The organism is Agrobacterium sp. 10T429, assembly GCF_056393925.1.
In genome coordinates this window covers 95,557-122,067 of sequence record NZ_JBFTGV010000008.1, presented here as the reverse complement: position 1 = coordinate 122,067, position 26,511 = coordinate 95,557, and the positions used below count along the sequence as shown (strand labels likewise).

23 protein-coding genes are annotated in these 26,511 nt (G+C 59.8%); 18 read left to right on the top strand and 5 right to left on the bottom strand.

Annotated features, from left to right (window positions below; genetic code table 11):
- Window positions 1-10: 10 nt before the first annotated feature.
- The 6 genes from AC1DCP_RS18435 to AC1DCP_RS18410 all read left to right on the top strand — a co-directional run bounded on the left by AC1DCP_RS18435 (window position 11) and on the right by AC1DCP_RS18410 (window position 7,466).
- A complete protein-coding gene (locus AC1DCP_RS18435) occupies window positions 11-1,009 on the top strand; it encodes a glycosyltransferase family 2 protein (RefSeq protein ID WP_476774548.1) in 999 nt (332 codons plus the stop codon).
- Entirely contained in the window at window positions 1,006-1,950 is a 945-nt protein-coding gene (locus AC1DCP_RS18430; RefSeq protein ID WP_004431738.1) for a glycosyltransferase family 2 protein, read from the top strand. The genes AC1DCP_RS18435 and AC1DCP_RS18430 overlap by 4 nt, the downstream gene beginning before the upstream one ends.
- Window positions 1,950-2,945 (top strand): glycosyltransferase family 2 protein, encoded by a 996-nt coding sequence (locus AC1DCP_RS18425; protein WP_004431734.1) that lies wholly within the window; start codon window positions 1,950-1,952, stop codon window positions 2,943-2,945. Before AC1DCP_RS18430 ends, AC1DCP_RS18425 begins: the two co-directional genes overlap by 1 nt.
- A gap of 81 nt (window positions 2,946-3,026) precedes the next feature.
- The gene (locus AC1DCP_RS18420; RefSeq protein ID WP_004431732.1) at window positions 3,027-3,932 is read left to right on the top strand and encodes a UTP--glucose-1-phosphate uridylyltransferase; all 906 of its coding nucleotides are present in this window, start codon (window positions 3,027-3,029) and stop codon (window positions 3,930-3,932) included.
- Window positions 3,933-4,039: 107 nt separating this feature from the next.
- Window positions 4,040-6,388 (top strand): polysaccharide biosynthesis tyrosine autokinase, encoded by a 2,349-nt coding sequence (locus tag AC1DCP_RS18415; RefSeq protein ID WP_004431729.1) that lies wholly within the window; start codon window positions 4,040-4,042, stop codon window positions 6,386-6,388.
- Window positions 6,389-6,521: 133 nt separating this feature from the next.
- Window positions 6,522-7,466 (top strand): 2-hydroxyacid dehydrogenase, encoded by a 945-nt coding sequence (locus tag AC1DCP_RS18410; protein WP_025595240.1) that lies wholly within the window; start codon window positions 6,522-6,524, stop codon window positions 7,464-7,466.
- A gap of 18 nt (window positions 7,467-7,484) precedes the next feature.
- Here AC1DCP_RS18410 and AC1DCP_RS18405 read toward each other — a convergent pair whose 3' ends face one another.
- Entirely contained in the window at window positions 7,485-10,460 is a 2,976-nt protein-coding gene (locus tag AC1DCP_RS18405; protein WP_004431725.1) for a PAS domain-containing protein, read from the bottom strand.
- 317 nt (window positions 10,461-10,777) lie between these two features.
- Here AC1DCP_RS18405 and AC1DCP_RS18400 point away from each other — a divergent pair, with 317 nt between their 5' ends.
- The 3 genes from AC1DCP_RS18400 to AC1DCP_RS18390 all read left to right on the top strand — a co-directional run bounded on the left by AC1DCP_RS18400 (window position 10,778) and on the right by AC1DCP_RS18390 (window position 13,834).
- Complete coding sequence (locus AC1DCP_RS18400) at window positions 10,778-11,776, top strand: ABC transporter substrate-binding protein (protein WP_004431723.1); 999 nt, start codon at window positions 10,778-10,780, stop codon at window positions 11,774-11,776.
- A 122-nt stretch (window positions 11,777-11,898) separates the two neighbouring features.
- Window positions 11,899-12,786 carry an ABC transporter permease gene (locus tag AC1DCP_RS18395; protein WP_004431720.1) on the top strand — a complete coding sequence of 296 codons (888 nt, stop codon included), beginning with the start codon at window positions 11,899-11,901 and terminating at the stop codon, window positions 12,784-12,786.
- A complete protein-coding gene (locus tag AC1DCP_RS18390; RefSeq protein ID WP_025595241.1) occupies window positions 12,779-13,834 on the top strand; it encodes a quaternary amine ABC transporter ATP-binding protein in 1,056 nt (351 codons plus the stop codon). The genes AC1DCP_RS18395 and AC1DCP_RS18390 overlap by 8 nt, the downstream gene beginning before the upstream one ends.
- On the opposite strand, the gene AC1DCP_RS18385 is transcribed toward AC1DCP_RS18390, so the two are convergent.
- Window positions 13,831-15,060, bottom strand: a complete 1,230-nt coding sequence (locus tag AC1DCP_RS18385) for a TIGR03862 family flavoprotein (RefSeq protein ID WP_174043319.1) — start codon at window positions 15,058-15,060, stop codon at window positions 13,831-13,833. The genes AC1DCP_RS18390 and AC1DCP_RS18385 overlap by 4 nt on opposite strands.
- 66 nt (window positions 15,061-15,126) lie before the next feature.
- Between AC1DCP_RS18385 and AC1DCP_RS18380 the strand changes: the two genes are divergently transcribed.
- Genes AC1DCP_RS18380 through AC1DCP_RS18370 form a run of 3 tightly spaced genes read left to right on the top strand, consistent with a single transcriptional unit; the run spans window position 15,127 to window position 17,073 of the window.
- Window positions 15,127-15,714, top strand: coding sequence for an IMPACT family protein (locus tag AC1DCP_RS18380; RefSeq protein WP_019566553.1), 588 nt, complete (start codon window positions 15,127-15,129; stop codon window positions 15,712-15,714).
- Window positions 15,715-15,769: 55 nt separating this feature from the next.
- Window positions 15,770-16,438 (top strand): pseudouridine synthase, encoded by a 669-nt coding sequence (locus AC1DCP_RS18375; protein WP_004431711.1) that lies wholly within the window; start codon window positions 15,770-15,772, stop codon window positions 16,436-16,438.
- 8 nt (window positions 16,439-16,446) lie between these two features.
- On the top strand, window positions 16,447-17,073 hold the full coding sequence (locus AC1DCP_RS18370) for a class I SAM-dependent methyltransferase (RefSeq protein ID WP_004431708.1): 627 nt from the start codon (window positions 16,447-16,449) through the stop codon (window positions 17,071-17,073).
- Here AC1DCP_RS18370 and AC1DCP_RS18365 read toward each other — a convergent pair whose 3' ends face one another.
- On the bottom strand, window positions 17,074-17,259 hold the full coding sequence (locus tag AC1DCP_RS18365) for a hypothetical protein (RefSeq protein ID WP_004431706.1): 186 nt from the start codon (window positions 17,257-17,259) through the stop codon (window positions 17,074-17,076).
- Between the two features lie 188 nt (window positions 17,260-17,447).
- On the opposite strand from AC1DCP_RS18365, the gene AC1DCP_RS18360 reads away from it, so the two are divergent.
- The gene (locus AC1DCP_RS18360) at window positions 17,448-18,677 is read left to right on the top strand and encodes a PQQ-dependent sugar dehydrogenase (protein ID WP_004431704.1); all 1,230 of its coding nucleotides are present in this window, start codon (window positions 17,448-17,450) and stop codon (window positions 18,675-18,677) included.
- Between the two features lie 86 nt (window positions 18,678-18,763).
- Entirely contained in the window at window positions 18,764-19,780 is a 1,017-nt protein-coding gene (locus AC1DCP_RS18355) for a DNA topoisomerase IB (protein ID WP_019566557.1), read from the top strand.
- 3 nt (window positions 19,781-19,783) lie between these two features.
- On the opposite strand, the gene AC1DCP_RS18350 is transcribed toward AC1DCP_RS18355, so the two are convergent.
- Complete coding sequence (locus tag AC1DCP_RS18350; RefSeq protein WP_004431697.1) at window positions 19,784-20,506, bottom strand: response regulator transcription factor; 723 nt, start codon at window positions 20,504-20,506, stop codon at window positions 19,784-19,786.
- Window position 20,507: 1 nt separating this feature from the next.
- The gene (locus AC1DCP_RS18345) at window positions 20,508-21,743 is read right to left on the bottom strand and encodes a GAF domain-containing sensor histidine kinase (RefSeq protein WP_476774547.1); all 1,236 of its coding nucleotides are present in this window, start codon (window positions 21,741-21,743) and stop codon (window positions 20,508-20,510) included.
- Between the two features lie 295 nt (window positions 21,744-22,038).
- On the opposite strand from AC1DCP_RS18345, the gene AC1DCP_RS18340 reads away from it, so the two are divergent.
- The 4 genes from AC1DCP_RS18340 to AC1DCP_RS18325 all read left to right on the top strand — a co-directional run bounded on the left by AC1DCP_RS18340 (window position 22,039) and on the right by AC1DCP_RS18325 (window position 26,502).
- Window positions 22,039-23,055, top strand: a complete 1,017-nt coding sequence (locus AC1DCP_RS18340; RefSeq protein WP_476774546.1) for a substrate-binding domain-containing protein — start codon at window positions 22,039-22,041, stop codon at window positions 23,053-23,055.
- 101 nt (window positions 23,056-23,156) lie between these two features.
- The gene (locus tag AC1DCP_RS18335) at window positions 23,157-24,620 is read left to right on the top strand and encodes an ATP-binding cassette domain-containing protein (protein WP_004431687.1); all 1,464 of its coding nucleotides are present in this window, start codon (window positions 23,157-23,159) and stop codon (window positions 24,618-24,620) included.
- On the top strand, window positions 24,617-25,558 hold the full coding sequence (locus tag AC1DCP_RS18330) for an ABC transporter permease (RefSeq protein ID WP_476774545.1): 942 nt from the start codon (window positions 24,617-24,619) through the stop codon (window positions 25,556-25,558). The genes AC1DCP_RS18335 and AC1DCP_RS18330 overlap by 4 nt, the downstream gene beginning before the upstream one ends.
- The gene (locus AC1DCP_RS18325; RefSeq protein WP_004431681.1) at window positions 25,555-26,502 is read left to right on the top strand and encodes an ABC transporter permease; all 948 of its coding nucleotides are present in this window, start codon (window positions 25,555-25,557) and stop codon (window positions 26,500-26,502) included. The genes AC1DCP_RS18330 and AC1DCP_RS18325 overlap by 4 nt, the downstream gene beginning before the upstream one ends.
- The last annotated feature ends 9 nt before the right edge of the window (window positions 26,503-26,511 follow it).

Here is a 26,511-nt window from a genome sequence, read left to right as displayed (position 1 = left end):
GGGGCAAATCATGGAAGGTCTTGGTCATTCCGGCATCAGAACTCTGATCGTCATTCCCTGCCTCAACGAGGCAAAGACGATCGAGGCGTTGCTGCGAAAATTCACCGGCGCGATGGATGGGCGTATTTTCCGCATCGTTGTTGCCGATGGCGGCAGCACGGACGGCACGCGCGACATCGTTTCCGCCTTCGCCGTAACGGATGACCGCGTTACGCTCCTTCCCAATCCCAAGCGCATCCAGAGCGCCGGCATAAACCTGGCCGTATCCACTTTCGGCGAGCATTTCGACTACCTCATCCGCATCGACGCCCATGGCGATTATCCGGATGATTATTGCCAGCGGCTGATTGAAGACGCGGATCGCACCGGCGCGGATTCCGTCGTGGTCGCCATGGATACGGTCGGGCACGGCCTGTTCCAGAAGGCGACGGCGATTGCGCAGAATTCCAAACTCGGCAATGGCGGCTCAAAGCACCGCGAAGGCGCCAAGGGACACTGGATCGACCATGGCCACCACGCGTTGATGCGGATCGCCGCCTTCGACGCGGTCGGTGGTTACGATGAAAGCTTCAGCCACAACGAGGATGCCGAACTGGATTTCCGGCTGCGCAAATCCGGTTTCCGTATCTGGATGACCGACAAGACCCGCATGACCTATTATCCGCGCGCTAGCGTCATGCCTCTGTTCAGGCAATATCTCGCCTATGGCCGTGGCCGGGCAAAGAACCTGCTGAAACATCGCTCGATCCCGAAGATCCGTCAGATGATTCCGCTGGCTGTCCTGCCGGTCTTCGTGCTTGCCCTGCTGTCGCTTGTGCATTGGGCAGCACTTATTCCGCTTGGCCTCTGGATCGCCGCATGTGTGGGTTATGGCTTGTGGATGGCAATAGGTCAGAAAAACCCATACGGCCCGCTCGCCGCCTTTTCCGCAATGGTGATGCATCTGGCGTGGTCCACCGGCTTCTGGCTGGAACTCCTGAAATTCCGGGGAAAAAAGGCTGTCTCATGACCGACCTCATCGTCACCGAACCACACAATTCAAAGACCGTCGATATCGGCATCTGTACCTACAGACGTCCGGCGCTGGTCGCCACACTTCTGTCACTGTTCGAACTGGAAGTGCCCGAAGGCGTGACAGTTCGCCTGATCGTTGCCGACAATGATGAGGAACCAAGTGCCAAGGCAAGTGTGGATCGGCTGCGCGAAACTTCGCCTTTCGAGATCGCCTATGTCCATTGCCCGAAATCGAATATCTCGATTGCCCGCAACGCCTGCCTCTCTGAGAGCCGGGCGGACTATCTGGCCTTTATCGACGATGATGAGACCGCCCCGCCGCACTGGCTGGCCGCACTTATGGAAAAGGCAGGCGAAACCGGCGCGGATGTCGTTCTTGGCCCAGTGACGGCGGTTTACCGTGAGAATGCGCCGGGCTGGATGAAACGTGGCGATTTTCACTCGACCGTGCCCGTCTGGGTGAATGGCGAGATCATCACCGGCTACACCTGCAACACGCTTCTCAAGATGGACGCCCCATCGGTAAAGGACCGGCGTTTTGCGCTGGCGCTCGGCCAGAGCGGCGGTGAGGACACGCATTTCTTCTCGCATCTCCATGCTTCGGGCGGTCGCATCGTCTTTGCGCAAAAGGCCGTGCTCTCCGAGCCGGTGCCGGAAAACCGCGCCCGTTTCATGTGGCTTGCCAAACGTCGCTTCCGCTCCGGCCAGACCCATGGCCGTGTGCTTGCCGAAAAGAAACCCGGCGCAAGACGCGTGATGCAGGTGCTGAAGGCAGGATCGAAAGTTCTCTATTGCGCCGTCTTTGCCGCGCTGAACGGTTTCAACGCCGTGCGCCGCAACCGCTATGCCCTGCGCGGCGCCTTGCATCTCGGCTCGGTAAGCGGCGCCTTCGGAGTGCGCGAAATCCGCCAATACGGCGCGGTGGAGGCAACCTGATGGAGAACCTTAACCCTCAGCCCGATATCAGCTTCGTCATTGCCGCCTATAATGCCGCAGAGACGATCGAAGCCGCCATTCAAAGTGCGCTTGAACAGCAGGGCGTGACACTGGAGGTGATCGTCGTGGACGACCGCTCCGCCGACGAGACGATCTCGCTCGTCGAGGCCATTGCGGCCAACGATCCGCGTGTCCGGCTGCTTGCGCTTGAACAGAACCTCGGACCGGGAGGCGCGCGCAATGCCGGTATCGACGCAGCAACCGGACGCTTTATCGCAGTTCTCGATTCGGACGACGTCATCCGCCCCGACCGTTCCGCCTGCATGATGTGCCGGGCAGATGCGGCCAATGCGGTGATCGCTGTCGACAATCTCGATGTCGCCTATACGGACGGCAGGCCGATGGAAACGATGTTCGCAGAGGAGTTTCTGGAGGAAAGACCCGTCCTTACCCTTGAGGACTTCATTTCCTCCAACATCCTTTTCCGCTCCACCTTCAACTTCGGCTACATGAAGCCGATGTTCCGGCGCGATTTCCTAAATAGCGAGGGATTGCGTTTTCGCGAGGACATCCGCATCGGCGAGGATTACATCCTGCTTGCCTCGGCGCTTGCCGCCGGCGGCCTTTGCGTCATCGAGCCGAAACCGGGCTACATCTATAATATTCGCGAGGGTTCGATCTCGCGCGTCCTCGAAATCCACCACGTCGAAGGAATGATGCGGGCGGACCAGGAGTTTCTGAGCCACTACGCGCTGTTGCCCGCCGCCATGGATGCGCAGCAGGCCAGAAGCCGTAGCCTGCAACTGGCCCGTAACTTCCTGACATTGGTGGAAGACATCAAGCGCCGCTCGATTATCGGCGCGCTGAAGACAACGATCAGAGATCCCGCCGTGCTGGGGCATTTGAGAATGCCCATTGCCGTGCGGCTGAAGAGGTTGCGGAACGCGATGTTTGCGCCCGCGGCAAATACTGGGGTGAAAAGGCAGATTTCGTAAAATTTGTGAGCGGACAAATCTGTACGCGAAAAATCTGCAAGCGGACTGGGGACAGATCAAACCTTGATGAAGGAGAACGCGATGGACCTGAACAAAACTGTCAGAAAAGCCGTCATTCCCGTAGCCGGCAACGGCACGCGGTTTTTGCCCGCCACCAAGGCGATGCCGAAGGAAATGCTCACGATCGTCGACCGGCCGGTCGTGCAATATGCCGTCGATGAGGCCATGCAGGCCGGCATCGAGCACATTATTTTCGTAACCAGCCGTAACAAGACCGCCATCGAAGACTATTTCGACAGCGCGCCCGAGCTTATCAACACGCTCACCCGCTCCGGCAAGACGGTGCAGGTGCTGCAGCTTGAAAAGATGCTGCCAGTCGCAGGCACAGTCAGCTACACCCGCCAGCAGGTGCCGCTCGGCCTCGGCCACGCGGTTTGGTGCGCGCGCGAACTGGTGGGCAAGGAGCCTTTTGCGCTGCTTTTGCCTGATATGGTTTCCTATGGCGCACGCGGCTGCATTGCCGGGTTGATGGAACTCTACGACGAAGTCGGCGGCAATATCCTCGGTGTTGAGGAATGCCTGCCGGAAGAAGTGTCATCCTACGGCGTCGTTGGTGTCGGCCAGAAGGTCAATCACGGCTTTGCGGTGACCGAAATGGTCGAGAAGCCGGAACCATCCAGGGCGCCTTCGAATTATTATCTCAACGGCCGTTATATTCTGCAGCCGGAAATCTTCGACATTCTCGCCAAACAGGAGCGTGGCGCGGGCAACGAAATCCAGCTGACTGACGGCATGAAGCGGCTCGCTGAGAAGCAGGCCTTCCATGCGCAGAAGTACAGCGGTCGCACATTCGACTGCGGCAGCAAGCAGGGCTTCATCGCCGCCAATGTCGCTTTCTCGCTGATGCGTGCCGACATGGAGGCGCAGGTTCTCGCTTCCGTCAAGGAACTCGTCGCAAACCATGAAAGCCGCGTTCAGGCGGCCTGACTTTAATCGTGCTGCCGGGGAGGCGGTCGGCACATCAATAACGGGGGGCGGGAAGCCGAGCGTTGCTCGGCTTCCCGCGTACCATTTTTAATTCACAAGGTAGGTCCATGCACCACAAGACCTTTAAATCCAGCATCGGTTTTCCGGATCCCGGCAAGGATGCCGACACATTTATTGACCTCGATCGCCTCTGGGCAGCCGTGGTGCGCCGCGCCAATGTCATTGCCGCCTCGGTCATCGCCGCTGTGGTTCTGGCCGGCCTTTATCTGGTGCTTGCAACCCCCGTTTACACCGCGATGACTCAGGTGCTTCTGGATGAAAGCCTTTCCCGTTACGCGGAAGAGGAATCGCCGGTACCTGCCGCCCAGATCGTCGACAACCGTATCGCCAGTGCTGTGGAAATTCTGAAATCCAAGGAAATGGCGCTGACCGTGGTCGACAAGGCCAAGCTCGACGAGAACGACACCATCGTCAATCCGTCGCTGTCGCCGGTCGATCTCGTGAAATCTTCCGTGCGCGGTATCGTCGATCTCATCCTGCCCGGAGATCCGCCGGCCTCCGAAGCGGCAATCCGCGCCGGACGCCGCGAAAAGGCAGCCGCCGTGCTGCAACAATCGCTGATCGTAGAGCGTGTCGGCCGCAGTTCGGTCATCGCCATTTCCACCCGTTCGACGGATCGGCAGCTTGCCGCGCTCATCGCCAAGACCTATGCGCAGGCCTATCTGACCGAACAGCTGAACGCCAATTTCGACGCCAGCGAGCGCGCTTCTGTGTGGCTTCAGGAGCGCATGAGCGACCTGAACCAGCGTGCGCAGGCCGCCCAGCTTGCCGTCGAAAAATTCAAGACGGACAATAATATCGTTTCTTCGCGCGGCGAGCTCATGTCGGAAGGCCAGTTGGCCGATCTCAACGGCCAGCTGATTGCCGCGCAGGCGGATGTCGCGACGGCTGCTGCACGTTATGGCCAGTACAAATCCATCATCGACCGGGGACCGGATGCAGCGGTTGACAATGCAGTCGTTTCCGCACGGGATGCCGATAACTCGGTCATTCAGGACCTTCGCAAGCGCTACATCACGATCTCTGACCGATTGCAGGGCGTCGTCCAGCAATTCGGCGCCGACCACCCTCAGGCGGTAGCGCTGGAGAGTGAGAAGAAAGAAATTGCAAGGCAGATATTCCAGGAACTGCAGCAGGTTACGGGCAGCCTGAAGAACGAATACGACGTCTCCAATTCCCGTGTGCAATCGCTTCGCGACAATATCGACCGCGTGGCGGGCCGCAATTCGCAAGCCAATATCACTATGGTGCAATTGCGTGAGCTGGAGCAGCGGGCAACCGCTCTGCGCACACTCTACCAGTCCTACCTCGGCCGCTTCGAAGAAGCATCCCAGAAGCAGTCGCTGCCGATCGCCAAGGCCCGCATCATCTCCGAAGCGGGTCTGCCGACAGCTCCGTCCAGCCCGAAAAAGACGATGACCATGGCGCTTTCCGTCATTCTCGGCCTTATGCTGGGCGGCGGCATCGCAGCGCTTCTTGAGTTCCGGGATCGCTTTTTCCACACCGGCAACGATGTGCGCGACAATCTGCGCATGCGTTTTCTGGGCTACCTGCCCTTTATCGGGGAACGGGGTGCAGAAACCGCAAAGTCGGGTACCCCTGCCGCCACCCCCGGCAGCGAGAGCACGACCATCGACGAAAACGGTCAGGTCTCGTTCCAGAAAATGCTGCGCCTTGCCGTCGACAGCCCGCGCTCAAGCTTTGCCGAGACGCTGCGCAACGTGAAGCTGACGGCTGATGTCGTTATCCAGGAACGCCAGTGCCGGGTAATCGGCGTCATCTCATGCCTGCCGAACGAGGGTAAATCGGTCGTGGCGCTCAATCTCGCCGGTCTGATCGCCTCCACCGGCAAGCGCACGCTTGTGGTGGATGCCGACATCCGCAACCCCGGCCTCAGCCGCATGCTGACAACGCGGCAATCCGCCGGTCTGGTGGAGGTCGTGCTTGACGAGATACCGTGGACGCAGGCAGTGAAGGTCGATACCCGCACGAAAATGGGCATCCTGCCGGTTTCCACCAGCAACCAGTTTGCCCATTCAAGCGAGCTTCTTGCCTCCTCCGGCATGCGCAAATTCATCGAATCGGCGCGTGAGGCCTGCGACTACATCATTGTCGACCTTGCACCCGTCGTTCCCGTCATCGACGCTAAAGCCTTCGCACCGCAGGTCGATGGTTTCGTCTTCGTTACGGAATGGGGCAAGACGCCGATCCAGATGGTGCAGAACCTGATGGCCAACGAACCGCAGATTGCCAACAAGACGTTGGGGATCGTGCTCAACAAGACCGATATGACGGAATTGCAGCGTTATGCAGGCCCCGGTGGTTCTGAGCACTATCACGAGACATTCGCGGCCTATTACGGCGACGCCAAACCGCCGGTGAAGGAAAACGCCTGAATGGTGTAGCGGCCCGGTGCAAACCGGGCCGCTTTTTTTTGCAGCTCAAATTTTGCTATCCAGCCTATGGCGTTGCCCGCAAAATTACGCATTGATGGCGACCAACCAATCGCCAGCAAGCAGGACCAGTTTCATGCCATCACCCATCGCCCTTGTTTCGCGGATGAATGCGCAAGCGGAAGCCATCTGGAAGCAAGCGCTTCGCGACGCCATGCCGGAAGAGGAAATCCTCTCCTTTTCCGAATTAAGCGGGGAGCAGAAACGCGCGGTGGACTTCGCCATCGTCGCCAATCCCGATCCAGCCGATATTGCAGCCTTGCCGGGTCTTTCGTGGATTCACAGCCTGTGGGCGGGTGTCGAACGGCTCGTTCTGGAACTGGGAGACAAGGCGCCGCCGATCGTGCGGCTGAAAGACCCGGAGCTTTCACGCGTGATGGCGGAAGCCGTGCTGGCATGGACATATTACCTGCAACGCGACATGCCGGCCTATCGCGTAAACCAGCAAAAAGCCCTCTGGCAGGAACTCGATTATCGGCATCCGGGCGAGATGACCGTCGGCCTCCTCGGCCTCGGCGCGCTCGGAACGGCTGCGGCGCAACGCCTGCTTCATGCAGGCTTCAACGTTTCCGGCTGGAGCCGCTCGGCCAAGGCAATCGAGGGAGTGGCAACGCTGACGGGCGATGACGGGCTGGGGGACTTGCTGGAAAAAAGCGACATTCTCGTCTGTCTGGTGCCGCTGACCGATGCGACGCGCGGCCTTCTGAATGCCGACCGTCTCGGCGCCATGAAAAAGGGAGTCGCACTCATCAATTTCGCCCGCGGAGCCGTCGTCGTCGCCGATGACCTGATCGCGGCGCTTGATTCCGGCCAGCTTTCGCATGCGGTTCTCGATGTCTTCGAACAGGAGCCGCTACCTCACGCTTCCGCATTCTGGCAGCACCCGAAAGTGACCGTCCTGCCACATATTTCCGCGCCGACAAGCCGGGAAAGTTCAGCGAAAATAGTGGCAGGCAATGTCAAGACATGGCGTGAAACAGGTACGCTGCCGGAAACGGTCGATATGACGCGCGGTTATTGAGACAGGATGGCGGGCGGTTTATTCGCCCGCCATCGTGTTTGCCGTATGGGCCAGTTCGACAGCTGAGACGATCTGCTGTTCGTCATAGGGCTTGGTCAAAAGCACTGCCGTTTCCGGCGCCCCGTTCGGCAGTTGGTTGTCTCCCGTGGCAAACACGATGGCTAGTCCCGGTTTCCGGCGCAATGCCTCAACCGCCAGCTCGCCGCCCTTCATGTCCGGCAGGCCTATGTCGGTAACGAGAACATCGATCTCTTCCGTCTCGATCGCCTTTAGCGCCTGCACAGCATTTCCGGCCTCGACGACGGCAAAGCCGTTATCGGCCAGCATCTCGGTCGAATTCATCCGGATCAACTCGTCATCCTCAACAAGAAGCACGCAAACCGATCTGGTCTCGTCTCCGACGACCTGCGCGGATTCGGGGGTTTTGGAATGACGCGGTGATGATACCGGCCTCGTCTTGGCGAGAGAAACCTGCTTGCGATTGGCGATGACATGGCGGATGCGCCGCGCCAGCGCTTCGCGCGTGTAAGGCTTGGAGAGCAGTTCCACCCCGGAATCCAGCTTGCCGCCATGCACGATGGAGTTTTCCGTATAACCGGATGTGAAGAGAACGGCGAGATTAGGCAACCTTTCCTGCGCCCGGCGCGCCATTTCCCGGCTTTTCAAAGGTCCCGGCATCACCACATCGGTGAAGATTACGTCAATCGGAATGCCGCTTTCGACCACCGTCAAACCAGCCTGCGCATCGCGGGCAGTGAGCACGCGGTAACCGAGATCGCTCAGTGTCTCGACGACGGTGCTGCGCACCTCCTCGTCATCCTCCACCACAAGGATCGTTTCCGTGCCACCCTCGACGGGGCCGGTCGGTATCACCACTTCCCTGTCCTCGTCGGCGGCGGATCGCGGTAGATACATCTTCACCGTCGTGCCCTGCCCCACCTCGCTATAGATGTTGACATGGCCACTGGACTGTTTTGCAAAACCGTAAACCATCGAAAGGCCGAGACCGGTGCCCTTGCCTTCCGGTTTCGTCGAAAAGAACGGCTCGAACACCTTTTCCAGAATGTCCGGCGACATGCCCGATCCGGTATCGGTAACAGCCAGCATGACATATTGCCCCGGCGAGACTTCCGAATGCTTGCGCGCGTAATCGCGATCGAGAACCGCATTGCCGACCTCGATTGTCAGCTTGCCGTGCCCTTCCATGGCATCACGCGCATTGATCGCCAGATTAAGGAGAGCGTTTTCCACCTGGTTGGGGTCGGCATAGGTATTCCACAGGCCGCCGGAGGTGATGACCTCAACCTCGATCGCCTCACCAAGCGAACGGCGCAGGAGATCGTCCATGCCGGTAACGAAGCGGGAGATGTTGATAACGCGCGGTTCCAGCGCCTGACGACGGCCAAAGGCCAGAAGCTGGCTTGCAAGCTTGGCACCGCGATGAACGCCGGCCAGCGCATTTTCCAGCCGCCGTTCGGCACGCTCGTTGCCAATCACGTCCTTTGACAGCAATTGCAGATTGCCCGCGATTACCTGAAGAAGATTGTTGAAATCATGCGCGACGCCACCGGTCAACTGGCCGATGGATTCCATTTTCTGCGCCTGCTGCAACGCTCTTTCGGTCTGGCGGCGCTCGGCGATTTCCGTCTCGACCCGCGCTTCCAGCCCTTCATTCAATTGGCGAAGCTGCTCTTCCGCTCTTATGCGGTGGCGAATCTCGCGTTCCAGATTGCTGGCATGTTCTTTAAGCGTGTTCTCGGCCAGCCGCTGTTCGGTGATATCCGTGTGGACACCCACCCATTCCGCAATATCACCGGAATTGTCGAAAATCGGAACGCCACGGATCGCAAATGTGCGGTAGACGCCGTCATGGCGGCGAACGCGATGCTCCCAAATATAGGTCGCCCGCGCGGAAACGGCTTTTGTCCAGCTTTCCAGCGAATGGTCCCTGTCTTCGGGATGAACCGCTTCGACCCAGCCGAACCCCTGATACTCGTCGAAGCTCTGCCCGGTAAGTGCACCCCACGCAGGCTGCTCACCCAGCATCATGCCGTCGGCGGTATTGGTCCAAAGCACGCCGTGGACCGCATCAACAGCGGCGCGGAAACGGTTATTGCTAAGCACGATTTCGTGCTCGGAACGTTTCCGGTCCTCGATATCGATGATCAGCACATAAATGCCGTCAACCGAACCATCTGCGATATAGCGGGGAACATAACGGATTTCGGCGGCTCGCTTGCTGCCATCCGGTCTGCTGATCACCGTATCCGAAACGATCTTTTCGCCGCCGAGCGCACGATCGAGATAGGCCCTGCGCGAACTGAAGAACGCGTCTCCAACAATTTCCGGAACGCTACGGCCGATCACCTCCTCGGCGCTGCGGCCGAACCACTCCAGATAACCGTCATTGGCGAATTTATAGACATAGTCGCGATCGACATATCCCACCAGGATTGGCAGGGCATTGGTAAGCCGGCTCAGCTCCTTGCGGCTCTGCTCCAGCGCCTCCACGGCCTTCACCTTTTCGGTGTTTTCAAGCACCGTGCACAGGACGCCGTCCACCGCGCCGCCATCATTGTAGATCGGCGTATAGAACAGATCGAAGATCACCTCTTCCGGCTGACCGTGCCGCATCAGCGTCATCGGCTGGTCGCGATAAGCCATGACCTCGCCACGAAAGCCAGCCTCCAGAATGCGGCTGTTCCAGTCCCAGATCTCGGGCCAGATACCTGGCACCGTTCCGCCCAGCGCCCGCGGGTGATAATTGCCGGCAATTTCCGCATAGCCGTCATTGTAGATCATCACATGATCCGCACCCCACATCAGCACCTGCGGAATGGGAGAGTTGACGACGGAATTGGCCTTCTGCCTCAAATTCTGCGGCCAGTCGCTAATCGGACCGAGCGATGTCTTCGACCAGTCGAAGCCACGCACAAGCTCACCCGTTTCACCGCCGCCGATCGGCCATACCGGGGCAGCACGAAGATTGGTCATTCAATATCACCACAAAAAAGAGACGAAATTTTCCGTAGTACAGAACGGAATAAATGTCCAAGAAAACAGAAGCTTCTGCTTGTTGTTCACGGCTTTTCAGAAGCGCGACCGGCAAGACTGGGGAATTCGCACGCCGCAAATTTCGCAGAAGCACCCCACAAGCGTGATGATTGATTGACGATTGCCATCCTCAATACGCCAAAAACTGCCGCAAACGGAACGGCAACAAAGTAATTATTAACGCTCAATGCGGGTGCTGGCGGTCGCGGTGCCGTCAGCGCCCGGGTCTTCGCACACCGCGACCAGAGGGAACAAAAATGAAAATACTTTTGGGTGCCACAATTCTTTCCGCCGGCTTCGCCCTTACAGGCGGTGCAGCCTTTGCTGCGGACTGTGGAAACGTCACAATCGCCAGCATGAACTGGCAATCCGCTGAAGTCGCCGCCAATCTCGACAAGATCATTCTGGAAAAGGGTTACGGTTGCAGCGCTGAAATCGTCACAGGCGACACCGTACCGACATTGACCTCCATGGCCGAAAAGGGCCAGCCTGATATCGCGCCGGAGGCCTGGGTCAGCCTGCAGCCGGAAATCGTCAAACAGGGACTTGAGGGCGGCAAGGTCGTGGCGGCCGCCAAGATTCTGTCGGACGGCGCTGTGCAGGGATGGTGGATCCCGAAATATGTCGCCGATGCCAACCCCGATCTCAAGACCATTCCTGATCTCTTCAAACATCCCGAGCTCTTCCCCTCGCCTGAAGACAAGGCAAAGGGCGCGGTCTTCAACGGCCCGCAGGGCTGGGGCGGCACCGTCGTCACCGCCCAGCTTTTCAAGGCTTTTGGTGGTGAAAAGGCCGGCTTCACCCTGGTGGACACCGGTTCCGCCGCAGGTCTCGACGGCTCGGTCGCCAAGGCTTACGAAGCGAAACAGCCGTGGGTAGGCTATTACTGGGCTCCGACCTCGCTGCTCGGCAAATATGAGATGGTGAAGCTCGGGTTCGGCACGGAATATGACTCTGCCGAATGGAAGCGCTGCACCTCGGTTGCCGATTGCGCGGACCCGAAGCCCAATGCATGGCAGGTTGACGACGTGCAGACGCTGGTCAGCAAGACCTTTGCCGACCGCGCCGGCCCGGCCATGGACTATCTGAACAAACGCGCCTGGACCAACGACACCGTCAACAAGCTGATCGCCTGGATGACCGACAATCAGGCAACCGGCGAAGATGGCGCGAAACACTTCCTGAAGGAAAACGAGGCTCTGTGGACGGGCTGGGTTTCCCCCGACGTCGCGCAAAAGGTCAAGGCTGCCCTCTAAAAGGGTGGCACGACATATGTGGTCGACAGCTTGGCCCGCCAATGGCGGCGCCCGGCCGTTTTTAAGTTCCGGAGCGCGGCGGATATTGCCCGCCGGCCCCGGTTCGTCGTGGAGAACAGGATATGGATTGGCTTTTCAAATTTCCGACCATGAATGACGATGCCCTGCGTGCGCTGAAGAAAGTGATCGACGAGGGGTTTCGGGGTTTCACCAGAGCCTATGGCGGCACGATAGAGGGGCTGTTCACACCGCTCCAAAGCTTCCTCATCTGGGCGGAAAGGCTTTTGATCGGCACCCCCTGGCCGGTCGTTATTCTTATTGTCGGCGTACTCGCCTGGTTTGCCAGCCGCAGCGCCACCATTGTTGGACTATGTTGCGGTATTCTCTTTGCCATCGGCTGGTTCGGCATGTGGGAAGACACGATGAAGACGATCTCGATGATCTTCGTCTGCGCCGTGCTCTCGATCGTGATCGGTTTGCCGATTGGCATCGCCATGGCGCGGTCCAACCGCCTGCAGAGTATCGTGAACCCCGTTCTCGACGTCATGCAGACGATGCCGAGTTTCGTCTATCTCATTCCCGTCGTCATGCTGCTCGGCATCGGCCGTGTCCCGGGCGTCATCGCCGTGGTGATCTACGCCATTCCGCCGATGATCCGGCTTACCAATCTCGGCATCCGCATGGTTGACCGGGACGTGCTGGAAGCGGCAGACGCTTACGGTTCCTCGAAGCGCCAGAAGCTTTTCAAGGTGCAGCTGCCGCTTGCACTCCCCACCATCATGGCGGGCATCAACCAGACAATCATGATGGCGCTCGCCATGGTCGTCATCGCCTCCATGATAGGTGTTCAGGGCCTTGGCCAGCCGGTTCTGAAGGCCATCGCCAACCAGTATTTCACGCTCGGTGTGTTCAACGGCCTGGCAATCGTCGGCATCGCCATCATCTTCGACCGCATCAGCCAGGCCTACGGCCTTCGCCTGCAAAAACACCGGGAAGTGGCGCATGGCTAGTCAATCGATCGAAATCCGCAGCCTTTACAAGATTTTCGGCTCCAAGGCGGAGAACTACATCGACGCCGTGAAGGGCGGCATGTCCAAGGCGGAACTGAACGCCAAGCACGGCCATGTGCTCGGCCTAAGCGACATCAACATCACCATGCCGGGCGGGCAGATCACCGTGATCATGGGCCTTTCCGGCTCGGGAAAATCGACGCTGATCCGCCACGTCAACCGCCTGATCGACCCGACAGCGGGAGAAATCCTTTATGGCGGAACGGATGTCTGTCGCCTCAACGAAGCGGAACTTCTGGAATTCCGCCGCCACAAGACGGCGATGGTATTCCAGAAATTCGGCCTGCTGCCGCACCGCAACGTGCTGCAAAACGTCGTCTATGGCCTTGAGGTGCAGGGCGTCGACAAGGGCGAGCGGGAAGAAAAAGCCGACGTCTGGATCAAGCGGGTGGGGCTGGAAGGCTTTTCGAGCCATTATCCGAACCAGCTTTCAGGCGGCATGCAGCAGCGCGTGGGTCTCGCCCGCGCGCTGACCAACAACGCCGAAATCCTGCTGATGGACGAGGCCTATTCGGCACTTGATCCACTCATCCGCGTCGACATGCAGACAGTGCTGCTGGAATTGCAGAAAGAGCTGAAGAAAACCGTCGTCTTCATCACCCACGATCTGGATGAGGCTCTTCGGCTGGGAGACAAGATCGCCATTCTGCGCGACGGCGAGATCATCCAGCAGGGTACGGCCGCCGAAATTGTCATGAGTCCGGCAGACAGCTATATCGAAGCCTTCGTGGAAGAGGTCAACCGTGGCCGGGTCATTCGTCTCGGCGCCATCGTCCAGCCGGAGTTTACCGGCCAGTCGCGTCTTCAGCTCGATGCGGACATGACCGTCGAGGAAGGCTTGCGCGCGCTCGTCAGGGAGGATGTCGGCAGTGCCGTGATCATCGGCGAAAACGGCAAGTCACTCGGCTCCGTTACCACGGATGCCATCATGCGCTGCCTCGTCAGGACTACGCCAAGCGCGGAAAAAAAACTGGCCGAGGCCGGTTAGGCCAAGCCGTCGAGCCATTTGGTCATGCCCCTGGCGGCGGCCTTGCCAGTGGCAAAACAGGCGGTCAGCAGATAACCGCCGGTCGGCGCCTCCCAGTCCAGCATTTCCCCGGCAGCAAAAATGCCGGGGAGTTTTTTCAGCATGTAGTTCTCATCGATACCTTGCCAGTCAACGCCCCCAGCCGATGAAATCGCCTCGGCAATCGGTCTCGTCCGTGCAAGCGGTATCTCCGCATGTTTGATTCTTGCGGCGACCAGATCATCCGGCATCGCCGAGATATCGTGAAAGATTTCCCGCAGAAGTCCGACCTTGACGGCGGAGAGGCCCACGGCCTTCCGCAACCGGTTTGCAAAACTCTCCTTGCGGCCAAGCTTTGCCAGATCCCGGCCAAGGCGCTCCACGGTACGTCCCGGCGCCAGATCGACAGCGAGTGTCGCCTTTCCCGTGTGTTCCAGCTGGTCGCGAAGTGCGGCGGAATGGGCATAGATGACGCTGCCCTCAATGCCGTGCTGCGTCACCACGAACTCACCCTGAAACGCTCCGGCCGGGGAAATGGTGGTGACGGATTTCAACGCCTCACCGGCAAAACGCTGCCGGAAGACATCGCTCCAATCGACATCAAAGCCACAATTGGCGGGGCGGAAAGGGTTAAGCTCCACGCCTTCAGCCGCGAGTGCCGGCACCCATGCCGCATCCGAACCCAGACGCGGCCAGCTTGCGCCGCCGAGCGCCAGAAGAACGGCATCGGCCTTCATGAAGACATCGCCCTCCGGTGTCGCGAAAACCAGCCCGTCTGCGGAAAAACCCATCCAGCGATGCCGCGTCTTGATGATAACGCCGTGTGCCTCCAGCCGGGCAAGCCATGCCCGCAACAGCGGCGAGGCCTTCATGACCGTCGGAAACACCCGACCTGACGTGCCGACGAAGGTCTCCTGCCCCAGACCTTGCGCCCAGTGACGCAGCGCGCCGGGCGTGAAATCATCGAGGGCGGCGCGCAGCTTTTGCTCCGCGTCGCCAAAACGGTGGAGGAAAATGTCGTAGTCTTCGGCATGGGTGATGTTGAGACCGGATTTTCCGGCCATCAGCAATTTGCGCGCGACGGTCGGCATGGCCTCGAACACCGTTACGGCATGGCCAGCCGCAGACAGCACTTCGGCCGCCATCAGGCCCGCTGGCCCGCCGCCGACAATCGCGACCTGCCTTGCCTTCTTCAAAACCCGCTCCATCGCATCTTCGCCATTGTGGCCTTATACCGATTTCCGCGCGCGAATATATGCGATATTGAAGCGCGCATGTTCACGCTCGACCGACCCGTCACCTTTTCGCAGGATATCAAGAAAAGCCGCTTCATTGCCTTTGCAGCACCTGTCACTGGCGAGGAGGATGCGAAAAGCTTCCTTGCGGCGCATTCTGACTTCGACGCAAACCACAATTGCTGGGCATGGCGAACCGGCCAGACCTATCGTTTCAGTGACGACGGCGAGCCTTCCGGCACGGCGGGAAAGCCAATCCTTCAGGCTATCGACGGTCAGGCCCTGGACAATGTCGCGGTCCTCGTCATCCGCTGGTTCGGCGGCATTCTGCTCGGCAGCGGCGGCCTCATGCGCGCCTATGGCGGCACGGCGGCGGCCTGCCTTCGGCTTGGCGAGACGTCACCGGTCATCGCCTATGTCAGCGCGACCTTGAGCTGCCCGTTCTCCGATCTGGCCCTGGTAAAATCGCGCCTCGCCGCCACGCAAAACCTGCGAGTGGAAAAGGAGGACTTCACCGGCACCGGCGCGGATATGCAGCTTTCGGTTCCCGTAGAGGAAGCCGAGCGTCTGACACGGCTCATCAGCGATCTGACCAGTGGCCGCGTCAATCTTCATATTCCGGACTAATCATATTGCGCGGTGGGCATCTGGCCCCATGCCCGATTTGTGCTAAGGAAGCGCAATGTCATCTGAGCTTTCCAACCCCGTCTATAATCCGCCGCTCGAACCGTGGCTCACTATCGTGCACCGGGATGACGATCTACTGGTGCTGGACAAGCCGAGCGGACTTCTTTCGGTGCCGGGACGCGATCCCGCGCTCTCCGACAGTCTTTTGACGCGCGTGCAGAAACAGTTTCCAAAAGCACTGATGATCAACCGGCTGGACAAGGATACATCAGGCATCGTGTTGATGTCCCTGAACCGCAAGGCGCACGCGACCGTCGCCGCCCAGTTCGAGAACCGCCAGACCCGCAAATCCTATGTTGCCGTCGTCTGGGGTGAAGTCGAGGGTGAAGAGGGCAAGGTGGACCTGCCACTTGCGATCGACCCCGAGAACAAGCCCCGCCACCGGGTGGACCACGACCATGGCAAGCCGGCGCAAAGCCTTTGGCGCGTGCTGGAAAGATTGCCGCTTCCCGCTACGAGGCTCGCACTTGCCCCTCTCACCGGCCGCACCCATCAATTGCGGGTGCATATGAAGGCTCTCGGCCACCCTATCCTTGGCGATGAATTTTATGCAGAAGGTGAAGCGCTCGCCGCCGCGCCGCGTCTTATGCTGCATGCCGAGGCGGTGGGCTTTCGTCACCCGGATGGCCGCGACGTCACCTATACCGTGCCCTGCCCCTTCTGAGGCCTGCGATGAAAGAACAAGACGAAAGCTTCGTGGTGGATTTTGTTGGCGGTGCGGTCGGTCACCGTTTCCGCTCCGGCGAGGGGCGCGGACAGGCTCTGCCGAAGGCCGCGGGCTTCACCAAAGGCCGCACGCCAAAAATCGTCGATGCTACGGCAGGGCTCGGGCGCGATGCCTTTCTGTTGGCGTCACTCGGAGCCGAAGTTACGCTGATAGAGCGTTCACCCGGTATGCACGCCCACCTTGCTGACGGCATTCGCCGCGCATTGGAGGCGGGTGGAGCCTATGCCGAGGCTGCCTCCCGCATGACGCTGCTGCAGGGCGATTCCCGGCTTCTGCTGAAAGAACTTTCACCGGAGGTGGTGATCGTCGACCCAATGCATCCGCCGCGCCACAACACGGCGCTGGTGAAAAAGGAGATGCGGGTGCTGCGGGAACTGGTGGGATCCGATCCCGATCAGGTAGAGCTTATGGAGGCTGCGCTTGAACATGCGACGAAGCGGGTGGTTCTAAAATGGCCTCTGCGCGCCGAACCTATGCCCGGCATTCGCAAGCCTTCGCACCAGATAACGGGAAAGAACACCCGATATGATGTTTTCATGATTTTCGGAAAATCTCTCGATCCGGAGGACTGATCAGCGGAAGTTCGGCTTGCGCTGAGCGTTCATTAAAAGCTCGTGCCGGGATGCGAATTCTCCGAACAGCCTTCTCAACCGTGTCTCCTCGGCCTTGTCCAGCCGGTAACGGCGGCAAAACTCCGCAACATTGAGAATTGGCTTGGCTCTGTTCCCGTCTATGTTCTTGTTGTCGATGATCTGCATGGCGGCGCCCTCCGTGTAACCAGGGGGAAAACGTAGGCGTGGGCTTGCGGTTCCCTGTAAGTTTACATGGATGAAAAAAGAGGATGCCGCCCGTACACGGCCTCATCAAGTTTTCTTGAAACTATCGCAAGAAACGAATTCCTCCCCAAATGGTTCTCTGCCCGATGCAGACAAAGGAAGGGAGACCCATGTTCCGCAACAACCGATTTCTGAGTTCGACGATGCTATTCGCGCTGCTGGCCGTACCACTTGCCGGCGGCGCCCACGCACAGACCGCCCCGGCAGTCGAGACGAAACGGCCCAATGCGCCGGATCAGAAACCGGCTTTCGAGGGTCAGACCCGTGCGCCGCAAGCCGCCACTCAGCCGGATGTCGAAAAAACCGTCATTGCCGAGGGCCTACCGCATATCTGGTCGATGGAATTCCTGCCCGATGGCCGCATGATCGTGGCGGCCAAGGAAGGCGCAATGCACATCGTCGCAGACGGCAAAGCTGGCCCAGCGATCGAAGGCGTGCCGGAGGTAGCGTCCGACGGACAGGGCGGTCTGCTCGACATCGCGCTGGCTCCCGATTTCGAAACCTCCCGTAAAATCTTCTTCTCTTTTTCCGAGCCACGGGATGGCGGCAACGGCACCTCCGTCGCATCGGCCAAGTTGACCGAAGAGGGTGGAGCAGCAAAACTGGAAGACGTCTCGGTGATCTTCCGCCAGATGCCGACCTATGATGGCGATAAGCATTTCGGCTCCCGCCTGGTCTTCGGCCAGAACAACGAGCTCTACGTCACCGTCGGTGAACGTTCAGACGCAACGCCGCGTGTGCAGGCGCAGGACCTGTCGAGCGGGCTTGGCAAGGTCTTCCGCATTGATGCCGAAGGCAAGGCCTTCGAGGGCAACCCCTTCGCCGGCCAGCAGAACGCCCTCCCCGAGATATGGAGCTATGGCCACCGTAACCTCCAGTCGGCAGCACTGGATGGACAGGGCAGGCTCTGGACAGTGGAACATGGCCCGAAAGGCGGCGACGAGATGAACCTGCCGAAGGCGGGCCTCAATTATGGCTGGCCGGTCATCACCTACGGTGTCGAATATAGCGGTCGGTCCGTTGGCGAAGGTGCCACCGCCAAGGAAGGCATGGAACAGCCGGTTTATTATTGGGACCCCGTCATCGGCCCGTCCGGCATGGCCTTTTACGACGCCGACCAGATTTCCGAGTGGAAGGGAGCCTTCATCGTAGGCGGTCTGGTGAGCCAGGGCCTCGTCATCCTGCACATTGACGGCGACAAGGTTGCGACGGAAAGCCGATTGCCGCTGGAAGCGCGCATTCGTGATGTGAAAGTGGGTCCGGATGGCGCCGTCTATGCCGTGACCGAAGAGCGCGGCGGCGGCAACTCGCAAATTTTGCGGATCGCCAAGGCCGGCTGAGAAAGTCATGACCGGAACAGCAGGCCGCCGGAACGAAGGCGGCCTGTTTCTCGTTTCCTGCAACCTTAAACCTGCCGGAAAAAACGATGCCACAACCGCCCACCCGCCTTCTTGCCAAAATCGGACTTGCCTATGTCAACGATCAGGAGCCGGGCATAGCCCGAGAAAGGCGCGGGCGCGGTTTCTGTTACCGGTTGCCGGGCGGCGAACTTCTGTCCGATAACGTGGAGTTGAAGCGCATCAAATCGCTCGGCGTCCCGCCTGCCTACAAAGATGTCTGGATATGCATCGACCCATCCGGGCATTTGCAGGCAACGGGCTTTGATGCGCGCGGGCGAAAGCAATATCGTTACCATCCCGACTGGCACGCATTGCGCGGTGAGACGAAGTTCTTTCAGCTGAAAAGCTTCGGCAAGGCGCTGCCTGCCATCCGGCGACGCGCCATGGCTGACATTGCAAAACAGGATCACGGTCAGGACATGACACTGGCGGCCCTGACGCTGCTTCTCGATGCCGCCTATCTGCGCGTCGGCAACCGTTCTTATCTTGAAACCAACGGTACCTATGGCGCAACCACATTGCTCAAGCGCCACGTGTCCTTCGGCGAGACAATCGAATTGCGCTTTGCAGCCAAGGGCGGGCAGAAGGTGAAACGGCAATTGCGCCACCCGCGCCTTCAAAAAATCCTCGAGGAAATCGCCGATCTGCCCGGCAAGGAGCTGTTTGTCTGGCAGGACAGTGAAAACCGGGTTCACTCCGTCGATTCAAGCGATCTCAACGCCTATCTTTCCCGCGTCGGCGGACAAGGCATTTCTGCCAAGACTTTCCGTACCTGGGGCGGAACGCTTGCGGCCTTCTGTCATGCGATGGAACATGTGGCTGCGGGTGAAAAACCCAGCATCAAGGGTATGTGTCAGGCAGCGGCGACGGAACTGTCCAACACACCCGCCATTTGCCGCAAGAGCTACGTACATCCTACCGTTCTCGATATAGCGACGGAGGAGAAGGCGCAGAAGAAGCTTGGCCGTATTCTGAAGGTGGGCGCAAAGCCGGTCTCGGGCCTCAGGGCCGATGAAAGACGTCTGCTTGCCTTCCTGCCGTGATAATCAGCGGCCAGTCGCCCATTCGCCCAATTCCCGCTCGGCCCTTTCGAGCGCGCTGTAATTCAACAGCTTGCGCAGGAAAGCGACGGTGACGGCGCGGGTTCGAAGATTATAACGGCCTTCCGCCTCGTCATCACCGGCCGCCTGATGGACGTTCAGCTTTTCGTAGAGGCTTTGCAGCCGGTTCTGCACGCTGCGCAACGAAAGGTTACGGCGGCGCGCAATCGCCTTGTCCGTCAGGCCCAGCGCAACATCAACAAGGATTTCATATTCGGAATCGGTGAAGCCATGCGCCTTGCCAAGGCTTTTTTCCTGTAGGCCGCGCACTTCCCTGTCGATCACGCATTGCGCCTCGATGAAGATGCTGCGCAACGCCAGCCGCAACCGGTCGTCAGATGCTGATTTCAGCACGTAGCCATAGGCAGCACCTTCGGGCACGATGCGGGAAACACCGCGCACATAGGCCTCGTCGGAATAGTTGGACCAGAACAGGATGCGGGTGTCCGGCCGCTCCTTCCAGATGGTGCGCGCCGCCTCGATGCCGTTGCGTTCGTTCATCTGCAAATCCATGACGATATGGGCGGCGCGGTTTTCCCGCGCCAGCTTTTCGCCGGTTCTGCCGTTTGCCGCCTCCAGCACCTTGTCGCATTCCGGCAGGGCGGCTCTCACCGCCTCGTTCAGATAGGCGCGGTGTAGCGCATCGTCCTCAACGATCAGCACATCCATGTCATATTTCCTCCCGCCGGTCGAAAGCGCCTTCCGGCAACGTCACGGTAATGCGGGTTCCAGCGTCTTTGCCATTGCCACCAATATCGAATCTGGCTGAAATCAGCCGTGCCCGCGTCTTCATGTTGCCGATGCCTAGTCCACCAGAGACAGCCCCCTCGCCACGGCCGCTACCGTCATCGCTCACGGTCACCCGCAACCCGCCATCCGTTAACGACAGTGTCACCGCAATCGTTTCCGGCTGCGCGTGACGGATGGCGTTGTTGACCGCCTCCTGCACGATGCGGAACAGCGAGATGGCAACGGTCTTGTCGAGTGTCTCAACAAGACCGTCCGTCTCGTCCGTAACCGACCAGTCGATAGAAGAGCCGCTGTCGCGCACGGAGCGATCCACATAGGTCTCGATGGCCTGCACGACGCCGAACAATTGCAGGATGGAGGGTTTCGCCTCCTCAATGATCTCGCGCAGATCCTGCATGCAGTGCTGCAGGCTGCGCACCACCGGTTCCAGCATCTCGCCCGACACGTCCGGTGCGTGGCTCATCCGCTCGATGCGCCGTGCAAGCCGCGTCAGGTCCGCCAGCGTCTGGTCGTGCAAATCCATGCCGATCCGCTGTCGCTCGGCCTCCAGCGCTTCGGTCAATTGCAGGGCACCCAGCCGCAACCCCTCCTCGCGGGCATTGGCGCGCGCCTCCTCGATCGCAGACCGTTTGGCCTGTTCGGCGGCGCGGATGGCGTAAAAATAGGGCGCCAGCAAATCCGCAACCGCGCGGGCATTGGCGACATCCTCCATCGTATAGGCATCCGACTGGTGCGAGGAGCAACTGAGCGCGCCGATAATGTCGCCATGCACCTTCATCGGCACGTGCAGGCGGCTATGCAGATCAAGCTCGATGATCGGGCTGGAAAATGCGCCTTCGAAATGGAAGCGCGGATCGGCGCAGGCATCGCCGCTCAAAAGATATTCCACCTCGCCCGAGAGCACGGAACGGATGGGACTGCTGGACAGAAGGGCGGGCGGCTGGCGGCTCCAGGCGCTTGCCAGACCGCTTTCATAGGCGATGTGAAATTTGTCATCCAGCTGCTTGATGCAGACATCCATGTGGACGTGAGGAATTATATGGGTGATTTCGGTAGCGACCGCCTGAATGATGGCGTTGAATTCGAGCTGCCCGGCGAGCAGCCGCGAAATGCCCATGTAGTGATGGAAAAGAGCGCTTTTCGGCGTATCCAGCATGTGCGGACACCCTCCCAAGCGCCTGCCTTGTCAACTTGTGGCGGCGCGACCTGCCCCGTATCGGCTATTCTGCGCCCGGCGGTGGCGTTTCGTCCTGCGGGTTCCCGCATCCTTTCTGCGGAAACCCGCAGGAAGATTGCCGTTATCCGCCTGTACAAGCCAAACCTTCTTGGTCATTCTCGCTTTTACTGGGGAAAGGAGCTCCAGTGCAAAGGAATTCCGCCTGCCGCCGAGGAGATTTGCGGGAAAGCGGGTTCCGAGCTCAAAAAGGGCAAGCCACCAGGGAGGAAAATCAATGGCTTTCAGAAAGATGCTTCTGGCATCGGCCGCTGTCGCATGCGCAGCTTTGCCGATCACCGCTCACGCCGATACCTCGGCTAAAAAAATCGCGCTTTCGAACAATTACGCGGGCAATTCCTGGCGTCAGGCAATGCTGACGAGCTGGGACAAAATCACCAAGCAGGCAGTTGCAGACAAGCAGGTCGCTGCCGCTGACGCCTTCACGACAGCCGAAAATCAGGCGACCGAACAGGCGGCGCAGATCCAGAACCTCATTCTTCAGGGTTACGACGCCATCGTCATCAACGCCGCCTCGCCCACCGCTCTTAACGGTGCTGTCAAGGAAGCCTGTGACGCCGGCATTACCGTCGTCTCGTTCGATGGCATCGTCACCGAGCCTTGCGCCTGGCGTATCGCCGTTGATTTCAAGGCGATGGGCGCAAGCCAGATCGACTATCTCGCCAAGGCGATGCCGAACGGTGGCAACCTGCTCGAAATCCGCGGCCTCGCGGGCGTTTCGGTGGACGATGAAATCCATGCCGGCATCGTCGACGCCGTCGCCAAGAACCCGCAGTTCAAGATTGTCGGTTCGGTCAATGGCGACTGGGCGCAGGACGTCGCACAGCGCGCTGTCGCCGGCATTCTGCCGAGCCTTCCCGAAGTTGCGGCAGTCGTGACGCAGGGCGGTGACGGTTACGGTGCAGCACAGGCTTTTGCCGCCGCCAAGCGCCCGACACCCACCATCGTCATGGGCAACCGCGAAGACGAGTTGCAATGGTGGAAGCAGCAGAAGGATGCCAGCGGCTACGAGACCATGTCGGTCTCCATCGCCCCCGGCGTTTCCACGCTCGCTTTCTGGGTGGCGCAGCAAATCCTCGACGGCAAGGATGTCAAAAAGGATTTGACCGTACCTTTCCTGCGCATCGATCAGGGCAATCTTGAGGAAAACCTCAAGAACACCCAGAAGGGCGGCGTCGCGAATGTGGAATATTCACAGGAAGACGCCCAGAAGGCCATCGCCTCCGCCAAATAGGCCGGACAATTTCCGGACACAAGCGATTGCGGCGCTCCCTGAACGGGCGCCGCAACTGCCACCTATATTATCCAAGTTTCAGATCACTGGCGTGAATGCTCATGAATGACATCATCGAGGCGGAAGAAGTCGTTGCCGCGCGCGGCGTGAAGGTCGTGTTCGGCGCGGTAAGGGCGCTTGATGGGGCCGATCTCGTCATCCGTTCGGGCGAATGCCTGGGGCTCGTCGGCCATAACGGTGCGGGAAAATCCACCATCGTCAACGTCATCAATGGCGGGCTGACGCCGCATGAGGGGTCCATTTCCTATCGCGGCGAACAAGGCCGTCAAGGAATCGCGGCAGCACGCGCCAGCGGCGTTCGCTGCGTGTTTCAGGAATTGTCGCTCTGCCCGAACCTGACGATCAGCGAAAACGTCCGCATCATGCATGCCGCGATGAACGGGCGGAACTGGCGCGGACGTGCGCTCGCCATGATCCGGCATACGCTGGACGAGATTTTTCCCGGCCACGGTATCGATTGCGAATTGACGATCGCGGAACTCTCCATCGCCGAGCGGCAGATGGTAGAAATCGCCATCAATTTTTGTCGAACCCCGGATGCGCCGAGACTGGTAATCCTCGATGAACCGACTTCCTCGCTTGATGCGGGTCTTGCGGAACAATTGATGGATTATGTTCGCAGTTTCGTGCGCACCGGCGGCTCCGTGCTGCTGATCTCGCATATTCTCGGCGAGATTCTGTCGACAGCAACCCGCATCGTGGTGATGAAGGACGGCCGAGTGGTCGCTGATCGGGCAGCGGGCGAGTTCACGACGCGCACGCTGGTGGAAGCCATGGGCAGCGTCGTCAAGGAACAGGACAGGCAAAAGGGCGAAAACCGCAAGGCGGGAGAGAAGGTGCTTTCGATGCCGGCGCGCCGGGGCGAAGGCCTCGCCTTCGAGGCTTTCCGCGGTGAAATCATCGGCCTTGCCGGTCTCGGCGGCCACGGGCAGACCGAAGCGCTACTCGATCTCTACCTTGCCCGCAACAGCAGCTGGCTGCCCGCGCGCAAGACCGACATCGCCTTCGTGGCGGGTGATCGCAGTCTGAACGGCACCTTCCCGCTGTGGAGCATCCTCAAAAACCTTTCCATCGCCTCGCTGCGGGATATTTCATCCGCCGGCATGGTGGACAGGGGCAAGGAAACCGAGCTTGGCGCGCAGTGGAAAAAGCGCATCGAAATCCGCACGCCCGACATGGGCAACAAAATCCTTTCGCTCTCCGGCGGCAACCAGCAGAAGGTGCTTTTCGCCCGCGCGCTCGCCACCACGGCTAGCACCGTGCTGATGGACGACCCGATGCGTGGCGTCGATATCGGCACCAAACAGGAGGTCTACGATATCTTGAGAACCGAAGCCTCCCACGGCCGCACCTTCATCTGGTACTCCACCGAGATGGATGAAATCCGCCTTTGCGACCGGGTCTATGTTTTCCGCGACGGCGCCATTCAGGCGGAACTGGTGGGAGAGGACATCACCGAACAGAATGTGCTGGCCGCTTCCTTTTCCGGAGAGGACCACGCATGAAACTCTCCGCCAGTGCCCTTCGTCTCATCATTCCCGCCGCCTCGCTCGCCTTCCTGCTCGCCGCCGTCTTTTACATGCAGCCGCGCGCCATGAGCTATAACGGACTCAACTTGCTGTTCAATCTGGCGGTGCCGATTGCACTTGCCACCATTGCGCAGATGCTGATCATGTCCGTCAACGATCTCGATCTGTCGATGGGTACCTTCGTCAGTTTCTGCGCCTGCGTCACCGCCACCTTCCTGCAAACGACGCCACTGCTCGGTATCGCGATCTTCGCCGGTGCGATTGCGGTTTATGCGATGCTGGGCGCCATCATCCACATCCGCGCCCTGCCCTCAATCGTCGTCACGCTTGGCATGAGCTTTGTCTGGGGCGGCCTTGCCGTCCTCATCCTCCCCTCACCCGGCGGCCAGGCGCCAGCCTTCATCCGGGCGCTGATGACGGCAAAACCGCCGCTCGTGCCAATTGCCATCGTTGCCAGCATCGTGATTGCGGTCGTCGCCCACTACATCGTCATGCGCTCCTCCTTCGGCGTGCTGATGCGCGGCGTCGGCGGTAACTTCCGCTCCGTCGAGCGCTCCGGCTGGTCGGTCATCGGCATACGTGCTGCCACCTTCGCGCTGGCCGGTTTCTTCGCGGTGTTGTCGGGCATAGCGCTCGTCGGGCTAACGACATCGGCAGATGCCAATATCGCGCTTCGCTACACGCTGCTGTCGATTGCCGGCGTTATTCTGGGCGGCGGCGAATTCGTCGGCGGTCGGGTCTCGCCCATCTGTGCTGTCATCGGCGCGCTGACGCTCACCCTTGCCGGCTCGTTCCTGTCCTTCATGCGCATTTCGCCGGACTGGCAGATAGGCGCACAAGGGGCGATCCTCATCATCGTGCTGGCGCTCCGCATCCTGCTCAACCGTCTCGAAAAGCGGGAGAAAAACCAATGAACGGGCTTTCGTCTCTCTCGAAAAAACCATGGATCTGGTCGTTCGCCGCAACGGCCGCGGTCTGGATCGTTACCGTCATGTTCACCGGCGGCGCCAGCTCCTTCGGCCTGTCGCACGCAGCCCTGACCTTCGCGGCCTTTTCCGTGATCGTCGGTATCGGCCAGATGTTCGTCATCACGCTCGGGCCGGGTAATATCGACCTCTGCGTTCCCGCCACGATGACGCTATCAGGCACGCTGGCGCTCAAATTCATGGATGTGTCCGATGGTCTCATCCTGCCGGGATTGCTGATCGCCATCCTGATCGGCATCGCCATCGGCATCGGCAACTATACGTTGATCAAGCTTCTGCGCATCCCACCGATCATCGCGACGCTTTCGATGAGCTTCATCGTGCAGTCTATCGCCATCTGGTCCAACCGCGGCCTGCGGATCAAGCCGCCGGAAACACTCGCCACCTTTGCCACGTCGAGCTCTCTCGGCATTCCGAATGTTGCCCTCGTCGCCCTTGTCCTCTCGGTCATCGCCTGGCTGCTGCTCGACCGCACCTTTTACGGACGCTGGATTTCCGCCATCGGCCAGAGCACTTTCGCCGCCCGCATGACCGGCATTCCGGTGGATGGAGCACGCTTCGTCACCTATGTGCTCTGCGCGGTACTGGCGGCGATCGCGGGTTATCTGCTCGCCAGCTTCTCCGGCGGCGCAGCACTCAACATGGGATCGGAATATCTGCTGATGTCCATCGCGGTGGTGGTGATCGGCGGCACGGCGGTTGCGGGCGGCGATTCCAACGTACCCGGTATCTGGGGCGCTTCGCTGTTCATGTTCCTGGTGGTCTCGATGCTGAACACCTATGGTTTCGGCGCGGGCATCCGCCTCATCCTCACCGGCCTCATCATCATTTCCGTCATTCTTCTGGCTAGCGGCCCCAAGGCCACACGCTGAACCCCGAAC

Excerpts from the sequence above, each read along its gene's own strand:
- AC1DCP_RS18350 (WP_004431697.1), bottom strand. The coding sequence starts at position 20,506 with ATGGATGTGCTGATCGTTGAGGACGATGCGCTACACCGCGCCTATCTG.
- AC1DCP_RS18435 (WP_476774548.1), top strand. The coding sequence starts at position 11 with ATGGAAGGTCTTGGTCATTCCGGCATCAGAACTCTGATCGTCATTCCC.
- AC1DCP_RS18385 (WP_174043319.1), bottom strand. The coding sequence starts at position 15,060 with ATGGAGCGGGTTTTGAAGAAGGCAAGGCAGGTCGCGATTGTCGGCGGC.
- AC1DCP_RS18365 (WP_004431706.1), bottom strand. The coding sequence starts at position 17,259 with ATGCAGATCATCGACAACAAGAACATAGACGGGAACAGAGCCAAGCCA.
- AC1DCP_RS18425 (WP_004431734.1), top strand. The coding sequence starts at position 1,950 with ATGGAGAACCTTAACCCTCAGCCCGATATCAGCTTCGTCATTGCCGCC.
- AC1DCP_RS18380 (WP_019566553.1), top strand. The coding sequence starts at position 15,127 with ATGTTCACGCTCGACCGACCCGTCACCTTTTCGCAGGATATCAAGAAA.
- AC1DCP_RS18420 (WP_004431732.1), top strand. The coding sequence starts at position 3,027 with ATGGACCTGAACAAAACTGTCAGAAAAGCCGTCATTCCCGTAGCCGGC.
- AC1DCP_RS18415 (WP_004431729.1), top strand. The coding sequence starts at position 4,040 with ATGCACCACAAGACCTTTAAATCCAGCATCGGTTTTCCGGATCCCGGC.
- AC1DCP_RS18355 (WP_019566557.1), top strand. The coding sequence starts at position 18,764 with ATGCCACAACCGCCCACCCGCCTTCTTGCCAAAATCGGACTTGCCTAT.
- AC1DCP_RS18325 (WP_004431681.1), top strand. The coding sequence starts at position 25,555 with ATGAACGGGCTTTCGTCTCTCTCGAAAAAACCATGGATCTGGTCGTTC.
- AC1DCP_RS18335 (WP_004431687.1), top strand. The coding sequence starts at position 23,157 with ATGAATGACATCATCGAGGCGGAAGAAGTCGTTGCCGCGCGCGGCGTG.
- AC1DCP_RS18400 (WP_004431723.1), top strand. The coding sequence starts at position 10,778 with ATGAAAATACTTTTGGGTGCCACAATTCTTTCCGCCGGCTTCGCCCTT.
- AC1DCP_RS18395 (WP_004431720.1), top strand. The coding sequence starts at position 11,899 with ATGGATTGGCTTTTCAAATTTCCGACCATGAATGACGATGCCCTGCGT.
- AC1DCP_RS18430 (WP_004431738.1), top strand. The coding sequence starts at position 1,006 with ATGACCGACCTCATCGTCACCGAACCACACAATTCAAAGACCGTCGAT.
- AC1DCP_RS18390 (WP_025595241.1), top strand. The coding sequence starts at position 12,779 with ATGGCTAGTCAATCGATCGAAATCCGCAGCCTTTACAAGATTTTCGGC.
- AC1DCP_RS18375 (WP_004431711.1), top strand. The coding sequence starts at position 15,770 with ATGTCATCTGAGCTTTCCAACCCCGTCTATAATCCGCCGCTCGAACCG.
- AC1DCP_RS18410 (WP_025595240.1), top strand. The coding sequence starts at position 6,522 with ATGCCATCACCCATCGCCCTTGTTTCGCGGATGAATGCGCAAGCGGAA.
- AC1DCP_RS18360 (WP_004431704.1), top strand. The coding sequence starts at position 17,448 with ATGTTCCGCAACAACCGATTTCTGAGTTCGACGATGCTATTCGCGCTG.
- AC1DCP_RS18345 (WP_476774547.1), bottom strand. The coding sequence starts at position 21,743 with ATGCTGGATACGCCGAAAAGCGCTCTTTTCCATCACTACATGGGCATT.
- AC1DCP_RS18405 (WP_004431725.1), bottom strand. The coding sequence starts at position 10,460 with ATGACCAATCTTCGTGCTGCCCCGGTATGGCCGATCGGCGGCGGTGAA.
- AC1DCP_RS18330 (WP_476774545.1), top strand. The coding sequence starts at position 24,617 with ATGAAACTCTCCGCCAGTGCCCTTCGTCTCATCATTCCCGCCGCCTCG.
- AC1DCP_RS18370 (WP_004431708.1), top strand. The coding sequence starts at position 16,447 with ATGAAAGAACAAGACGAAAGCTTCGTGGTGGATTTTGTTGGCGGTGCG.
- AC1DCP_RS18340 (WP_476774546.1), top strand. The coding sequence starts at position 22,039 with ATGGCTTTCAGAAAGATGCTTCTGGCATCGGCCGCTGTCGCATGCGCA.